Raw genomic sequence first — 16,205 nt, 5'->3', positions numbered from 1 at the left:
GATAATAATGAGAGATGAGCGTTCGTTATCGTAGTTTAAACCGGCGATTTCATGCCATGTAACAACTGGTAGTACTGGAGCAGCCAACTTACACTGTAATATTATGAAGCAACTTTTGCAACTTTCGGACCCTGTGTATGTGAAACCAGAACAGGAATCAGTCATGGATCGTTTTTTCAAGCGCTTTATCAAAGATGAACGCGATCTTCCGTTTGTGTACCTGACATTAAGGATCACCTTTACCTTATGGCCTTTGGCAATATTGCTGTACCTGCCCAATGTGAACGGATGGATATGGTGGATAGCCGCTATCGCTTACCAGTACTTTAATAATGTGGTATTCAAAGGTCCTTTTGGTTTGATGCTGCATTGCACCAGTCACCGCGTTTTCTTTGACCGCAAGTACCAGCTGCTCAACCACTACCTCCCCTGGGTGATCGGCCCATTATTCGGGCAAACGCCGGAGACGTATTACAGTCATCATATCGGGATGCACCATCCCGAAAATAATATGCCGGAAGATGAAAGCTCCACAATGTCGTACCAGCGTGATTCACTGCGTGGCTTCCTGCATTACCTGGGCAGTTTCATTTTTGCCGGTATCTATCACCTGGCGATGTATTTCGTGCGCAAGAAGCGGAAGCGTTTGCTCATGCGCTCTGTACGTGGCGAGCTCCTGTTCATTGCAGGTTGCATCGGGTTGTCGTTCATCAACTTCCCCGCTACTTTCGTGGTTTTCATTCTCCCCTTCATCATCTCCCGTATTATTATGATGGTGGGCAACTGGGCGCAACATGCGTTCATCTCCGCTGAAGCGCCGGAAAATCCGTACATGAACAGCATCACCTGTATCAATACAAAATATAACCACAAGTGCTGGAATGATGGCTATCATATCAGCCACCACATAAAACCGTCTATGCACTGGACCGAGCACCCGGTATTTTTCCGCAACACCTTGCAAGAGTATGTAAATAATGACGCCATTGTATTCGACGGTATCCACTTCCTGCACGTATGGCTATGGCTGATGTCTAAACGCTATGACCTGCTGGCCAAACATTTTGTGGATATCGGGAATAAATTTTCTTCCGATGCAGAAATCATTTCTTTCCTGAAAAAGAGAACACAGCGTATAGCCGTGGCGCCGGAACCCTCGCTGGCAGCGGCGTAACATAATTGAAATAAAGGGCAGCCAGATTGGCTGCCCTTTATTTTTAACATCGTAAAATCGGATCAAATCAGCCACCACACTACATTTCGAACGATCTCGCTGAAAGTTATGTGATATTATCTTAATGAATATGCTTATTCATAACAATAAGTAACTAAATTTGCGCTCTAACTTTTTTTATTAAAGTAAAAAATATGCGTACTGTTACACTGAAAAGGGTTGTGGTTACCGGCCTGGGAGCACTAACTCCTATCGGGAATGATGTAAATACTTTTTGGAGCAACTTGAAGGCTGGCGTAAGTGGCGCTGGTCCGATCACCAAGTTCGACACAACTGAATTCAAGACCAAGTTTGCCTGTGAAGTGAAGGATTTTGATGTGGAGAAATACATGGAGAAGAAAGAAGCCCGCAAAATGGACAACTTCACGCAGTATGCCATGGCAGCGGCGCATGAAGCGGTGATAGATGCCGGCCTCGACAAGGAAAGAATTGACAAAACAAAAATAGGCGTGATCTGGGCTTCCGGCAACGGTGGCATGCTCACCTTCGAAGAACAGATCGTGGAATTTACACAGAGCAACTTTGTGCCTAAATTCAACCCTTTCTTTATTCCGAAACTGATCTCTGACATCGCTGCCGGACAGATAGCGATGAAATACGGTTTCATGGGTATCAACTTCTGTACAGTTTCTGCCTGCGCTTCTTCCAGCAGCGCACTGGTGGACGCTTTCAACTACATCCGCCTGGGCAAAGCCAACGTAATTGTGGCCGGCGGCTCCGAAGCTCCGGTTACCCGTGCGGGCATCGCCGGCTTCAACGCCCTCAAAGCATTGTCTACCCGCAATGATGATCCGTCTACCGCTTCCCGTCCTTTCGATGCTGACCGTGATGGTTTTGTAATGGGCGAAGGCGCTGGCGCTATCATCCTCGAAGAATATGAGCACGCTGTAAAAAGAGGTGCTACCATCTATGGTGAAATGATCGGCGGCGCCATGACCTGCGACGCCTATCACCTCACCGCTACCCATCCGGAAGGCCTCGGCGCCAGACTCGGTATGGAGCAGGCACTGGAAGATGCCGGCATCACTACTGCCGATGTGGATTACATCAACACCCACACCACCTCCACACCTGTTGGCGATATCAGCGAACTGAAAGCCATCGTAACCGCCTTCGGCGAACATGCGGAAAAACTCAATATCAGCGGCACCAAATCCATGACAGGCCACCTGCTGGGCGCTGCCGGCGCTATTGAAGCCATCGCCTGTATTAAAGCAACCCAGGAAGATATCGTTCCGCCAACTATCAATACCAAAGAACTCGGCGAAGGTATCCCCACCAACCTGAACCTCACCCTCGGCAAAGCACAGCAACGTCCGGTGAACATCGCCATGAGCAACACTTTCGGCTTCGGCGGCCACAACGCCATCGTCGTGTTCAAAAAATATAAAGCATAAGGTTATAATTGCTATTTATAAAATTACGGCCCTCACGATATCGTGAGGGCCGTAATTTTTAATCCGTAATTCGTAATTTAGTAGCTTAATTCCTGTTCACCGTTCACCTGTTTCTCAAGATGCTGCTAACCTGGAAACTATTCATTTAACACGTGAACGTAGCTAGTGGACTGTAAAGACTTATGGCAAAGAAAAAAGAGAATGTACCCGTTGTTGCAGCAGAAACGCTTCCGGCAGACGATCAGATCGCTGTATTTGGCGCCAGGGAGCATAACCTGAAAAACCTGGACCTGCAATTACCTAAGAATAAACTGGTGGTAATTACCGGTATCAGCGGCAGCGGCAAATCATCGCTGGCATTCGATACCATCTACGCGGAAGGCCAGCGCCGCTATATGGAAAGCTTTTCCGCCTACGCGCGCCAGTTCATCGGCGATATGGAAAGGCCCGACGTGGACAAGATCACCGGACTATCTCCCGTCATCTCCATCGAACAAAAAACTACCAACAAAAATCCACGGTCTACCGTTGGCACCATCACGGAGATATACGATTTCCTCCGCTTGCTATATGCGCGCATAGGTATCGCCTACTCCTACAATACCAACAAGCGCATGACGCGCTTCTCGGAAGAAGAGATCATCGAACATCTCTTCAAACATTACAACAAGAAAAAACTTGTGGTGCTCGCGCCGCTTATCCGCGGCCGTAAAGGGCATTACCGCGAACTCTTCGAACAGGTCCGCAAACAGGGATATCTCAAAGTTCGTGTAGACGGCGAGATACTCGACCTGAAAGAAAGAATGCAGGTAGATCGTTACAAGATACACGATATTGAACTGGTGATAGACCGCATACAGGTGCAGGAAGATGCCCGCGTGCGCATCAGCCAGAGCGTCCAGAAAGCCCTCACCATGGGCAAAGGGCTGCTCTTCATTATGGATAACGACAGCGGAAAGATCAGCCAGTACAGTAAACAGTTGATGTGTGAAGATACCGGCCTGTCGTACGAAGAGCCATCGCCCAATACCTTCTCCTTCAACTCTCCCTATGGCGCCTGCCCGCGATGCAAGGGCCTTGGCACCATCTACCAGATCGATATGGATGAAGTGATCCCCGATTACAGCGTATCCCTCAACGATGGCGGCCTTAAACCACTTGGAGAAGCCCGCGATACCTTCACCTTCAAACAGGTACAGCAACTCTCGAAGAAATATAAATTCTCCCTTACCGCGCCCATCTCCGATATCCCTCAGAAAGCCCTCAACATGCTCCTCTTCGGCGACGAGAACGGCAAACTGGAAGTGGATATGGATTTCTCCGATAGCAATGGCAATGGTGAAACGCCATCCGCCGAATATGAGGGCGTAGTGAATATGGTGCGCCGCTATTTCAACGACAGCTCTTCCGACTACGTCCGCAGCTGGGCCGAAGGTTTCATGAAACTCAGCACCTGCCCGGAATGTAACGGCGCCCGCCTGAAAAAAGAAAGCCTCTTCTTCAAAGTAGATGAGAAGAACATCGCGGAACTGGGCAATATGGACCTCGACAAACTGTTCCAATGGTTCAGCCACATCGAAGACCGTCTTGAAAATAAACAGAATGTTATTGCGAAAGATATCCTGAAAGAAATCCGCGAACGCCTGGGATTCCTGCTCAACGTGGGTTTGAACTACCTCACCCTGAACAGGCCTACCCGCACGCTCAGCGGCGGCGAATCGCAACGTATCCGCCTCGCCACGCAGATCGGCTCACAGCTGATGGGCATTACGTATATCCTTGATGAGCCCAGCATCGGGCTGCATCAGCGCGACAATATGCAACTCATCGATGCGCTGCGCAACCTGAAAGAGATGGGTAATACCGTGATCGTAGTGGAGCACGACAAAGACATCATGCTGCATGCAGATCATCTCGTGGATATCGGCCCTGGCGCCGGTATTCACGGCGGCCAGATCATCGGGCAGGGTACTCCTGAAGAAATACTGAAACTCAATACACCCACAGCGGGCTATCTCAATGGCCAGCGCGCCATGGAAATACCAGCCGAACGCCGCAAAGGCAATGGCAACTTCCTTGAGCTGAAAGGCGCCACCGGCAACAATCTGAAGAATGTGAGCATCAAACTGCCGCTCGGCACCTTCATTTGCGTGACCGGCGTTTCCGGCAGTGGCAAGTCTACGCTGATCAACGAAACACTGTATCCGATCCTTTCCAAACACGCCTACGATTCCAAACTGGTGCCGATGCCCTACAAAAGCATCAAAGGCCTGGAGCATATCGACAAGGTGATAGAGATCGATCAATCGCCCATCGGCCGTACGCCGCGCAGCAATCCGGCTACTTACTGTGGCTTCTTTACGGATATCCGCACCCTGTTTGCACAGGTGCCGGAAGCCAAGATCCGCGGCTACAACGCAGGCCGCTTTTCTTTCAACGTAAAAACCGGCCGCTGTGATGTTTGTGAAGGTGGTGGTATGCGCGTGATCGAAATGAACTTCCTGCCGGACGTATATGTGCACTGCGAAAAATGTAATGGCCGCCGTTACAATCGTGAAACGCTGGAAATACGCTACAAAGGCAAATCTATCTCCGATGTATTGGATATGACGGTAGATGAAGCCGTAGAATTTTTTCAACCGGTACCTTGGATCTACCGCAAGATCAAAACCTTGCAGGAAGTGGGTTTGGGATATATCACCCTGGGACAGTCGGCCGTAACGCTGAGCGGTGGCGAAGCGCAGCGTGTGAAACTGGCCACGGAGCTGTCTAAAAAAGATACCGGTAAAACCATCTATATACTCGATGAACCTACTACAGGTCTGCATTTCCAGGATATTCAACTGTTGATGAACGTACTGGGTAAATTGGTGGACCGTGGCAATACTGTACTGGTCATAGAGCATAACCTGGATGTGATCAAGATGGCGGATTACATCGTGGACCTCGGCCCTGAAGGCGGCGGAGGCGGCGGCACCATCCTTTGCACAGGCACGCCGGAACAGGTGAGCGCCTGCAAGGATAGCCATACCGCCCGATTCCTCAAAAAGGAGCTGGGAATTTAATATATTGCCAACCGAAACCAAGGCATGAAAAGCATTTATCAGATACTTCTTAGCGTGGCATTGCTGGCAGGCTTTATTGCCTGTGAGAATGAAACCAAGGTATGCGACCAGACGCTGCGTACCGATACACATATCGTTTTCCGGCGCGACAGTCTCGGGAAAGTGTGGGATACCACCATGCCCAAAGTGACCACCCTGGCGCTTAACAGGGATACCATCCTGAAAGTGCAGCGTACCAGCGCTATCTTTCTGCCACTGTCGCCCATAGCTGATACGGCCCGTTTTGTGGTGAAAGTGGATTCCGCCCTCGTGGCCGACACACTAACGTTCAGGTATAAACGCCAACCGCATTTCATCTCACCGGGATGCGGTTTCGGCACCTATTTTATGCTCGACACCGTCATCTCCACCCGGCATACAGTGGACTCGGTACAAATTCTTCAAAAGTCAGTAACAAGCAGTAATGACACGCATCTTTATCTATACTTTTTTACTGAGTAGCCTGCTCGGACTCAGCGCCAGGGCACAGGTAAAACCTGTTGCCCCCGCCGCCAGGCCGGCAGACACCTCACACCCGAAGGTGCCGGTTGTTGTGCCTGTAAAAGACAGTTCCTGGTATATCCCCGGTGGATTGCGTATAGGCGTAGACGTTAGTCGCGTTGTGAACGCCATCTTCTATCCTTACCGGAAAGAAATAACGGTAGTAGCCGACGCACGCCTCAATCCCAGGCTATATGCCGCTTTCGAAGGCGGATACGCCACCACGCCCTACAGCGATAGCAGCTACACCTATAAAGGTAATGGCGCTTTCGTAACCCTCGGCATCGACTACAATTTTCTGAAAAGGCAATACCCCTCAGAAAAAAACATGTTCTTCGGCGGCATCCGCTACGGCTTCTCTCATTTCAACTACGAGATACCTACCTATACAATCTCCAACTCTTATTGGGGCGACAAAATCAAAGGCAGCTACCCTAAAACCAATGCCAATGCCCACTGGATTGAACTGGTGCTAGGGCTCAAAACAGAAGTGCTGAAAAACTTTTTCCTCGGCTGGAATATCCGTGAACGCATACTGCTCAACTCCGTAAAAACAGACGAGATCACACCACTCACCATTCCCGGCTTTGGCCGCGGCAACAAGCGTTCTGTGTTTGATGTGCAGTATACAGTGTCATATGTAATACCGTTCTATCGTATCAAAGAGCATTATCACGCACCCGATACCAAGAAGAAGATTCCAAAGCGGTAAATTTTACTCAGGATTATAATGATTAAAAGGATTACCAGGATTTTTTTACAGGATTTATAAAGATTAAAAAAGGATTCGCGAAGATCATTCGAATCGATCTTCGCGAATCCTTTTTTAATCCTGTAAAAAAAATCCTGGTAATCCTTTTAATCATTATAATCCTGAGTAAAACCACCTTCGCGCAGCATCTCGATATGCGGAATGCCATCTTCCAGATAAGTATCGCTTACCTGTTCAAACCCTAAGGATTCATAAAACTTTTGCAAATACTGCTGTGCGCCGATCCGGATGGGCTGCACGCCATATTGCGCTTGCAATACATTAATGGATTGCACCATCAGTGCGCGGCCCGCGCCCTTGCCACGGGCAAAGGGAGCCGTCACCACACGACCGATAGAAGCCTCCTTAAATTTGATGCCCGCCTTGAAAAGACGCGTATAGGCGGCCAGGCGGCCTTCTTCGTCATATCCCAACAAGTGGAGGGCTTTCTGGTCTGAATTATCCATATCCTGATAGGCGCAGTTTTGCTCCACTACAAACACCTCGCTGCGCAAATGCAGGATGGCGTAGAGTTCCGTAACGCTCAATGTTTGAAAATCTTTTGTTTCCCAACGCATAGCAAAAATTTTATTTTCCGATACCAGGGAAGATGGCCTGACTTTCAGCGCCATTGTCCCCAACGGATTGTACACCGAAAAGGTAATTATCTTTTGAATACGGAATGGTCAGTTCTGTAGCGGTGGTGAAGAATTTGCGCTGCCATACCGGGCTGCTGGTTTCACGGATCAGCACATAGTAACCTTTAGGCTTGCCGTTCTGCGGCGCTGTCCAGTAAAGGCGGCTTTTATTGGTCAGCTCTTTTACATCCAGTTTCACGTCTTGCGGCACGGAGGGCGCGCTGGCCAAACTGGCCAGCACCGACAGGTTCAGCGCTGTGTTCTTGCGGAGATATTCAAAGTCCATGAACTCGGGCAAGTCGCCGTACTGGATGCCGTTTTCTTTGCGGATATCCTGGTGCTGGTGATCGTAGTTTTCGTACATATCAGTGATGCGTACGGCTGTCATGCCGCGGCGCACAAAGGGCGTGTGATCGCCGCCGCGCAGGAAACGGTCGTTGCGGTAAATGAGCATCACAGTGAGGTTATCCACATAACGCTCGCCGGTTTCTTTGATGTAACGTGCCAGCTGGCGGGCCTTTCCGTCGTTTTCCATGCCCGTCTGGCGGATGAATGCCAGTTGCTTTTCATCAGCGGTGGCGGGAATTCCTTCACTGAACACGCGCACTTTCGTATTGTCGTGCAGGTTAGTTTCGCTGGAAGAATTTTGACCGATCATATCGTTGTTGAGCATGGCATCTACCTGCCAGTTTTCAGCGGCGGCTTTGGCGGCGAGATGATCGGAGCCGTTGAGGCCCTGCTCTTCGCCACTCACGGCTACAAATACAATGGTAGCAGGAAATGCCTGTTTGCTCATCACCCGTACCATTTCGATGAGGGCGGCTACGCCGCTGCCATCGTCATTGGCGCCGGGAGCGGCTATCTCGCGGTTCATTACGTCTGTGGCGCGGCTGTCGAGGTGACCCGTCACTACATAGATGCGTTTATCCTGTGGATCGGCGCCGCGCAGGGTGGCCATTACATTGCCCAGGTTAACGGGAACGTCTATACGTTTACCATCAGGCGGCAGGGTAACGGTATCGAGCATCACGCTGAGACGGCCGCCGGAAGCGGGGATACAGGATTTGAAACGCTCCAGTACCCAATTACGCGCTGCACCGATGCCACGGCGTTTATCCGTTACCGTGCTAAGGGTGCTGCGGGTGCCAAAAGCCACCAGCTGATGAATATAGCGCTCCAGGCTGTCGGCCCGCACCTCGGATACCATACCGGCGATCACCGGATCACGCTGTACCACCTGCTGTGAATAACTATATAATCCCCACCCCAGGAACAGGAGCAAGCAACTGATTTTCTTCATAAGCGTAAACTTTGCTATAAATTTAATAGATGCTTCCAATAATACTACTATTTTTATCCCGACAGATGCATCTTTGACTAACAGGATCATTCATGGAAGCCGCTTACAAACCGTTCCTCTCATTGGAACATATCACCGCCAGGTACCTCGATAAAACACTGCTGGACCAGTTTTCCTGGCAGATTAATAAAGGAGAACAATGGGCCGTAACCGGCCCCAGTGGCGCGGGTAAAACCGCCCTGCTCAATACCCTGCTGGGGAAATTCAATATCATCAACGGCAGCATCCATTATCATTTTTATGAGGAATGGAGAAGCCGGCATACCATCACCGACCCGTATTTCAACTACCGCAACCTGATGGCCATGGTAGGCCACCATCATACTTTCCGGAACCTTTCCAATACCACTACAGACTTCTATTATCAGCAACGCTTCAACAGCATGGATGCCGATAATTCGCCTACCGTGCAGGAATACCTGGATGTGAACACGGTGCCGCCACTGGTGCAGCCGCTACAGATCGCGCCCCTGCTGGAAAAGCGGCTGATCAAACTTTCCAATGGCGAAACCCGCCGCGTCATGATCGCCAAAGCGCTGCTGCAACAGCCGCAGCTGCTGATGCTCGATAATCCCTATATCGGGCTGGATGTGCAGGCCCGCAAGGATTTCAGCGCGATGATCAATGAGATCATCCGCAATGGCGCCACCGTACTGCTGGTCACTTCTCCCGATGAAATACCGGAGCACATCACACATGTGCTCACGCTTGACAACGGCCGTATAACGGGCAAGTATACACGCAATGAGTTTGTACAGCTGCCTTTACCCGCAGCTCCTGAAGTAACCTTGCCGCCCATGGAAGCCGAAAAGATCGCCGCATTGGCTGGAAATCAGTCCACGCCTGCATTTGAGCGCATCATCCATATGGAAGATATACGTATCAAATACGGGGAACACCTGATCCTGGATGGCATCAACTGGACCGTGCTGCCCAATGAAAAATGGGCGCTGCTCGGCCATAACGGCGCTGGCAAATCCACGCTGCTAAGCCTCGTGAATGGCGACAATCCACAGGCATACGCCAACAAGCTGTGGCTGTTCGACCGCCGCCGTGGCACGGGTGAAAGCATCTGGGATATCAAGAAAAAAATAGGCTTCGTATCCCCTGAACTGCATCAGTATTTCGGTTCCCGCGATAACTGCCTGCAAGTGGTATGCTCCGGCTTTACTGATGTTATTGGCAGCACAAGGCCCGCTACTGCTGCACAACAGGCCATCGCCAAAGACTGGATAGAAGTACTCGGCATTGCGGCGCATGCCGCAGATCCCTTCAAGCAGGTGCCGGAAAGCGCACAACGTCTGGCCTTGCTGGCGCGTGCCCTCGTCAAAAATCCGCCGCTGCTCATCTTCGATGAACCCTGCCAGGGCCTTGATGCACAACAGAAATCACACTTCAAACAAGTGATAGAACAACTCTGCCTGCACATGCCCATTACCCTGGTATATGTTACCCACTATGAAGAAGAGCTGCCCAACTGCGTAAATAAATACCTGCGCCTCGCCAAAGGAAAGGTTTTCAGTAAAGATGCATAAGCAGGCAGTGAGCCTTCTTATGCATCTTTACAGGAAATTTCCGACATTCGCCACGTAATAGTTAATCACCATAATCCTCTCCTGATGCACCCAACAAAACGGTTATTCGCTGTAGCTGCTCTATTCGTCTTGATAGCAGCCCTGTCATTGATCAGTGGTTGCCGTACCACACGTAAAGAAATGAATCCCGCATTTGCGAAATACATTGAGGCCTATACTGCCGGCATCATCTCCAAGCAAAGCGCGATCCGTGTACACCTGGCCGGACAGGTAAATGTTACCCACACACAAAATGAACCCCTCGAAAAACAGGTATTCGATTTCTCGCCATCGATAAAAGGGAAATCATATTGGGTAGATGCTACCACCATCGAGTTCAGGCCCGATGAAAACCTGCAACCGGGAAAAACCTACCAGGCTACTTTCAAGCTGGGTAAAGTGATGGACGTTCCCGGCGACCTGAAAGAATTTGATTTTGAATTTAAAGTGATCAAGCCATCTTTCTCCGTGGACCTCTTCGGACTGAAAGCCAGCGATAACAATACGCTGGACCGGATGACCTTCACCGGCGCCTTGTCTACCGCCGACGTGGAAGACCCGCAAGCGATAGAAAAAGTGATCACCGCCACTTATGCCGGCAAATCATTGCCGGTAACCTGGCAACATAACGCTGCCGAACGTACGTCGAAATTTACCGTCGCCAATATTCAAAGGAGCAATGCCGCACGCAACCTCGAGATCAATTGGAAGGGCAGCCCGCTGAAAGTGGACAACGAAGGCAAGAAAACCGTAGAAGTGCCTGCTGTAGGCGATTTCAAGGTACTGGATGTAAAAGCCATGTCCGACCCGGAACAACACCTGCTGGTGCAGTTCTCCGATCCGGTGAGCATGGCGCAAACGCTGGAAGGCCTGATCGGCATCAGCGGACAAACCGACCTGCGCTATACCATCGAAGGCAGTGAAGTGAAAGTATATGCACCGCAACGCCTCGAAGGCAGTTATAATGTACTCATCAACGAAGGCGTGATCAATATCACGGATAAGAAGCTGGGTAAGACTTTCAGCTCCAACGTCAATTTTGAAAATACACAACCTTCTGTGGCTATCCCCGGCAAAGGCGTGATACTACCTGAAAGCAACAAGCTCATGATGCCTTTTGAAGCCGTGAACCTGAACGCGGTGGATGTCACCATCATCAAGATATACGAAAACAATGTACCGCAATACCTGCAACGCAACGACCTCAACGGCGATCAGGAATTACGGCGTGTAGCCAAGCCCGTTGTACAGAAAACCATCCGCCTCGATGTGGATAAATCTGTGAATCTCCATAAAAAGAACCGCTTCTTCCTCGATCTCGATAAACTGCTGCGCACCGAGCCTGGCGCTATTTACCGCGTCACCATTGGCTTCAGGAAAAGCTACGCGATCACCGCCTGTCATACCGCCGATGATAAGAAAGACGAAAAAAATACTGAAGAAGGAGATGATGACAGATATTATGGCGAGAAGATAGATGAAGATGATGGCTTCTGGCAACGCTACGACAGCTATTATCCTTATGCTTACAACTGGAATGAACGCAACGATCCCTGCTCCGGTTCCTACTACAGCAGGGACAGATGGGCATCCCGCAACATCATCTCCTCCAATATAGGCCTGATCGCCAAACGTGGTAACGACAACAGCATGCTGGTAGCCGTTACCGACATCCGCGATACCAAACCCTTGATGGGCGTGGAACTGGAGCTGCTCGACTATCAAAGCCAGGTGATCTTCAAAACCAAAAGTGATGGCGACGGCCTGGCCACCTTCGAGCTGAAACGCAAGCCCTACCTGCTTATCGCGAAGAAAGGCAATGAAAGAGGCTACCTCAAACTCGATGATGGCAGCTCCCTGCCACTCAGCCGCTTTGATGTGAAAGGAGAAGAAGTGCAGAACGGCATCAAAGGATTCCTCTATGGAGAGCGCGGCGTATGGCGCCCCGGCGATTCCGTATACCTCACCTTCATCCTGGAAGATAAAGACAAAAAACTGCCGCCGGACCACCCGGTAACCCTTGAGCTGTATAACCCCAAAGGCCAGCTGTACAAGCGTCTCAACCAACACAGCAGCCTGAATGGTTTCTATAGCTTCGCTACCGCCACACAGCCCGATGATCCTACCGGCAGCTGGGTAGCCAAAGTGAAAGTAGGCGGCGCCACCTTCCAGAAAAATGTGCGCATAGAAACCGTGAAGCCCAACCGCCTGAAAATTAAAATGGACTTTGGTACGCGTACCGCATTGTCTAAAAATGGCGGCGCGCAGGGCACCTTGTCGGCCATGTGGCTCTTCGGCGCTACCGCACAGCATCTCAAGGCCAAGGTCGATATCTCCCTGCAACAACAAAATACCAGCTTCAAAAATTTCAGCGGCTACTCTTTCGATGATCCGGTAACACATTTCGAAGCAGAAAATAAAACCATCTTTGAAGGCCCGCTGAACGATAACGGCGCAGCCCCCGTGAATGCCGACATCCAGCTGGGCAAGCTCGCACCCGGACAGCTCAAAGCTAATTTCGAAGTGAAAGTGTTCGAGCCCGGCGGCGACTTCAGCATCGATCACTTCTCCATGCCTTATAATCCGTTCACCTCCTATGCGGGCCTGCGCATCCCGCAGGGCGACCGCACCACCGGCATGCTCCTCACCGATAAACCACATACCATCGATATCGTAGATGTAGACGACAACGGCAATCTCACCAGCGGTACCAGACAGGTACAGGTAGAGTTGTATAAGATCAAATGGAGATGGTGGTGGGATGATGGCGCAGAAGACGATTATTCCAACTTCACGCAAGACAGCTACAACCAGCTGCTGCGCAAGGAAACCGTGACCCTGCAGAATGGTAAAGGTAAGTGGGACCTGCTCATCAACTACCCCGACTGGGGCCGCTACCTCGTTCGTGTAAAAGACCTTGAAAGTGGCCATACGGCTGGTAAATCTGTGTACATCGACTGGCCCGGATGGGCAGAACGTATGCAGAAAGATAATCCTGCCGAAGCAGCCATGCTGGTATTCACCTCCGATAAACAGCAATACAAAACCGGCGAAGACATCAACCTCACCATCCCCAGCAGCGCAGGCGGCAGAGGGCTGATCAGCATCGAATCCGGTAGCAAGGTGCTCAAAACCTATTGGATCAATACCAAGCAGGGACAAACCACCTTCAAGTTCAAGGCAGAGAAAAACATGGCGCCTAATATATACGTTAACGTTACCCTGCTGCAACCACATGCACAAACGGTCAACGACCTGCCCATCAGGATGTATGGCACCATTCCGGTTTCCATCGAAGATCCGGGCACCATCCTGAAACCCGTGATCAGCATGCCCGACAAGTTGAAGCCTGAAACAGAGGCTGCCATCACCGTCAGCGAAAGCAATGGCAAACCGATGACCTATACCATCGCCATCGTGGATGAAGGCTTGCTGGATCTCACCCGTTTCAAAACGCCCGATCCACATAGCGTTTTCTATGCACGCGAAGCGCTGGGCGTAAAAACATGGGACCTCTTTGACTACGTGATCGGCGCCTGGGGCGCGGATATGGATCGTATCCTCAGCATCGGTGGCGACGAAGGACTGAATAAAAATGCCGGCAGCGCCAAAGCAAACCGCTTCAAACCTGTGGTGAAATATATGGGGCCTTTCTACCTCAAAGGCGGACAAAAACAAACGCATTCCTTCAAGCTGCCGCCTTATATCGGTTCCGTGAAAGCCATGGTGGTAGCGGGCCAGGACGGCGCTTACGGTTTTGCAGAGAAAGCTGTAGCAGTGAAGAAACCGCTGATGCTGCTCACCACAGCGCCACGTGTGCTCGGTCCTTCAGAAACTATCCAGCTGCCGGTGACCGTGTTCGGTCTTGAGCCCAATGTGCGCTCCGCCAACGTAACACTCAGCACCAACGGCCTGCTGGAAGTAGTAGGCGAACGTACCAAAACCGTCACCTTCCCGCAACCAGGCGAGCAACTCGTATACTTCGATGTAAAAGTGAAACCACAGGTAGGTGTGGGCAAACTCAAAGTAGTGGCCACCAGCGGCAAAGAGATCGCCGAAGAAAATGTAGAGATGAACGTACGCAACCCGAACCCCGACATTACTAACGTGATCGAATACACGCTGGAAGGCGGTAAAAGCTGGTCTTCTCCCTACAGTCTTGTAGGCATGGCGGGCACCAATAGCGGCGTGCTGGAAGTATCTACTATCCCCTCACTCAACCTGGGCAAGCGTTTGCAGTTCCTTATCAGTTATCCGCATGGCTGTATTGAACAAACAACATCGGGCGTATTCCCGCAACTGGTGCTGAACCAGCTGATGGACCTGAAAGAATCACAGCTCGCAGAAGTAGACCGTAACGTGAAAGCAGGCATCAACCGCCTGAAGAACTTCCAGACCACTGACGGCGGCTTCAGCTACTGGCCCGGTGAAGGTAACTCCGACGAATGGGGTACCAACTACGGCGGTCATTTCCTGATAGAAGCACAGGCACAAGGTTACACGCTGCCGCCAGGCCTGCTGGATCAGTGGAAAAAATACCAACGCAACAAAGCCGGCGCCTGGGCGCCCAGCACCACTAACTTCTATGGCGGCGATCTCACACAGGCTTACCGCCTCTATCTGCTGGCATTGGCCAAACAACCAGAGCTCGGCGCCATGAACAGGCTGAAGGAATTCAAATATCTATCCATACCCGCCAAATGGCGACTGGCAGCGGCTTACAAGCTTACCGGCCAGCCAGAGGTAGCGAATAGTCTTATCCAGGGCCTTGGCACTGAAGTGAAACCATACACACAATTGGGTGGCACCTTCGGTTCCGACCTGCGCGATAAAGCCATGATCCTCGAAACGCTCACCATCCTTGGGCAGCGCAGTCGCGCCAACGAATTGGTGAAACAAGTAGCAGCGCAACTTTCGCAGGAACAGTGGTACAGCACACAAACCACTGCTTACGCCTTGATCGCCGTCGCCAAATTCTGCGGCAACAACAAAGGTGGCAGCAAGATGAACTTCAGCTACAACCTCAATGGCGTAAAAGGCAATGTGAACGGACAATCCTATGTTACGCAGATACCGGTGAATGTCAACAGTGGCAATGGTAATGTGTCTGTTCAGAACAATGGCCAGAATGTGCTGTACGCGCGCCTCATCCTGAGAGGCCAGCCGGAAGCAGGCCAGGAACCCGCTGCCAGCAACAATCCCGAGGTACTGACCATGCAGGTGGATTACCGTACCCGTGAGGGCAAGCCCCTCGATCCCGCCACCCTCAAACAGGGCAGCGACTTCATGGCCACGGTTACTATTCACAACCCGGGTCGCCGCGGGTATTACGAACAGATGGCATTGTCGCAGATATTCCCATCCGGCTGGGAAATACTCAACACCCGCCTGATGGACAATGACAGTGCCTTCCGTTCATCTCCCGCTACGTATATGGATATCCGTGATGACAGGGTATATACTTATTTCAACATTGAAGAAAATAAAACGCGCACCTATAATGTGTTGCTCAATGCCGCATACCTGGGCCGTTACTATCTTCCAGCCACTTCGGTAGAAGCGATGTATGACAATACCATCCGCGCTTTCCTGCCAGGCAAGTGGGTTGAAGTGGTAAAATAATTACGGATTACGAATTAATAATTA

At 50.8% G+C, this 16,205-nt stretch carries 9 protein-coding genes; 7 read left to right on the top strand and 2 right to left on the bottom strand.

Going from position 1 to position 16,205, the window contains the following annotated elements; genetic code table 11:
* The first annotated feature begins 103 nt into the window (after positions 1 to 103).
* From FPG75_RS00890 to FPG75_RS00870, 5 genes are all read left to right on the top strand, one after another.
* A complete protein-coding gene (locus FPG75_RS00890; protein ID WP_143304610.1) occupies positions 104 to 1,174 on the top strand; it encodes a fatty acid desaturase family protein in 1,071 nt (356 codons plus the stop codon).
* Positions 1,175 to 1,368: 194 nt separating this feature from the next.
* Positions 1,369 to 2,631: a beta-ketoacyl-ACP synthase II gene (fabF, locus tag FPG75_RS00885; RefSeq protein ID WP_143304609.1), complete on the top strand. Its 1,263-nt coding sequence runs from the start codon at positions 1,369 to 1,371 to the stop codon at positions 2,629 to 2,631.
* A 182-nt stretch (positions 2,632 to 2,813) separates the two neighbouring features.
* Complete coding sequence (gene uvrA, locus FPG75_RS00880; protein WP_143304608.1) at positions 2,814 to 5,696, top strand: excinuclease ABC subunit UvrA; 2,883 nt, start codon at positions 2,814 to 2,816, stop codon at positions 5,694 to 5,696.
* 24 nt (positions 5,697 to 5,720) lie between these two features.
* Positions 5,721 to 6,197: a DUF6452 family protein gene (locus tag FPG75_RS00875; protein WP_143304607.1), complete on the top strand. Its 477-nt coding sequence runs from the start codon at positions 5,721 to 5,723 to the stop codon at positions 6,195 to 6,197.
* Positions 6,160 to 6,948, top strand: a complete 789-nt coding sequence (locus FPG75_RS00870) for a DUF6048 family protein (protein WP_143304606.1) — start codon at positions 6,160 to 6,162, stop codon at positions 6,946 to 6,948. The genes FPG75_RS00875 and FPG75_RS00870 overlap by 38 nt, the downstream gene beginning before the upstream one ends.
* A 146-nt stretch (positions 6,949 to 7,094) precedes the next feature.
* Here the strand turns inward: FPG75_RS00870 and FPG75_RS00865 are convergent, their stop codons facing one another.
* A complete protein-coding gene (locus FPG75_RS00865) occupies positions 7,095 to 7,565 on the bottom strand; it encodes a GNAT family N-acetyltransferase (protein ID WP_143304605.1) in 471 nt (156 codons plus the stop codon).
* Between the two features lie 10 nt (positions 7,566 to 7,575).
* A complete protein-coding gene (locus tag FPG75_RS00860; protein WP_143304604.1) occupies positions 7,576 to 8,925 on the bottom strand; it encodes a M28 family metallopeptidase in 1,350 nt (449 codons plus the stop codon).
* A 92-nt stretch (positions 8,926 to 9,017) separates the two neighbouring features.
* On the opposite strand from FPG75_RS00860, the gene FPG75_RS00855 reads away from it, so the two are divergent.
* Both FPG75_RS00855 and FPG75_RS00850 read left to right on the top strand, forming a co-directional pair.
* The gene (locus tag FPG75_RS00855) at positions 9,018 to 10,520 is read left to right on the top strand and encodes an ATP-binding cassette domain-containing protein (RefSeq protein ID WP_143304603.1); all 1,503 of its coding nucleotides are present in this window, start codon (positions 9,018 to 9,020) and stop codon (positions 10,518 to 10,520) included.
* Between the two features lie 180 nt (positions 10,521 to 10,700).
* Entirely contained in the window at positions 10,701 to 16,181 is a 5,481-nt protein-coding gene (locus FPG75_RS00850; protein WP_236652688.1) for an alpha-2-macroglobulin family protein, read from the top strand.
* Positions 16,182 to 16,205 lie beyond the last annotated feature (24 nt).

This window comes from Chitinophaga vietnamensis (assembly GCF_902167635.1).
Taxonomy (GTDB): domain Bacteria; phylum Bacteroidota; class Bacteroidia; order Chitinophagales; family Chitinophagaceae; genus Chitinophaga; species Chitinophaga vietnamensis.
Note: the sequence above shows the minus strand (reverse complement) of the source record. Positions and strands in the feature narration are given on the sequence as shown.

What these genes read in the sequence shown, in the direction of transcription:
- FPG75_RS00890 (WP_143304610.1), top strand. Translation starts at nt 104, where the DNA reads ATGAAGCAACTTTTGCAACTTTCGGACCCTGTGTATGTGAAACCAGAA.
- fabF (WP_143304609.1), top strand. Translation starts at nt 1,369, where the DNA reads ATGCGTACTGTTACACTGAAAAGGGTTGTGGTTACCGGCCTGGGAGCA.
- uvrA (WP_143304608.1), top strand. Translation starts at nt 2,814, where the DNA reads ATGGCAAAGAAAAAAGAGAATGTACCCGTTGTTGCAGCAGAAACGCTT.
- FPG75_RS00875 (WP_143304607.1), top strand. Translation starts at nt 5,721, where the DNA reads ATGAAAAGCATTTATCAGATACTTCTTAGCGTGGCATTGCTGGCAGGC.
- FPG75_RS00870 (WP_143304606.1), top strand. Translation starts at nt 6,160, where the DNA reads ATGACACGCATCTTTATCTATACTTTTTTACTGAGTAGCCTGCTCGGA.
- FPG75_RS00865 (WP_143304605.1), bottom strand. Translation starts at nt 7,565, where the DNA reads ATGCGTTGGGAAACAAAAGATTTTCAAACATTGAGCGTTACGGAACTC.
- FPG75_RS00860 (WP_143304604.1), bottom strand. Translation starts at nt 8,925, where the DNA reads ATGAAGAAAATCAGTTGCTTGCTCCTGTTCCTGGGGTGGGGATTATAT.
- FPG75_RS00855 (WP_143304603.1), top strand. Translation starts at nt 9,018, where the DNA reads ATGGAAGCCGCTTACAAACCGTTCCTCTCATTGGAACATATCACCGCC.
- FPG75_RS00850 (WP_236652688.1), top strand. Translation starts at nt 10,701, where the DNA reads ATGAATCCCGCATTTGCGAAATACATTGAGGCCTATACTGCCGGCATC.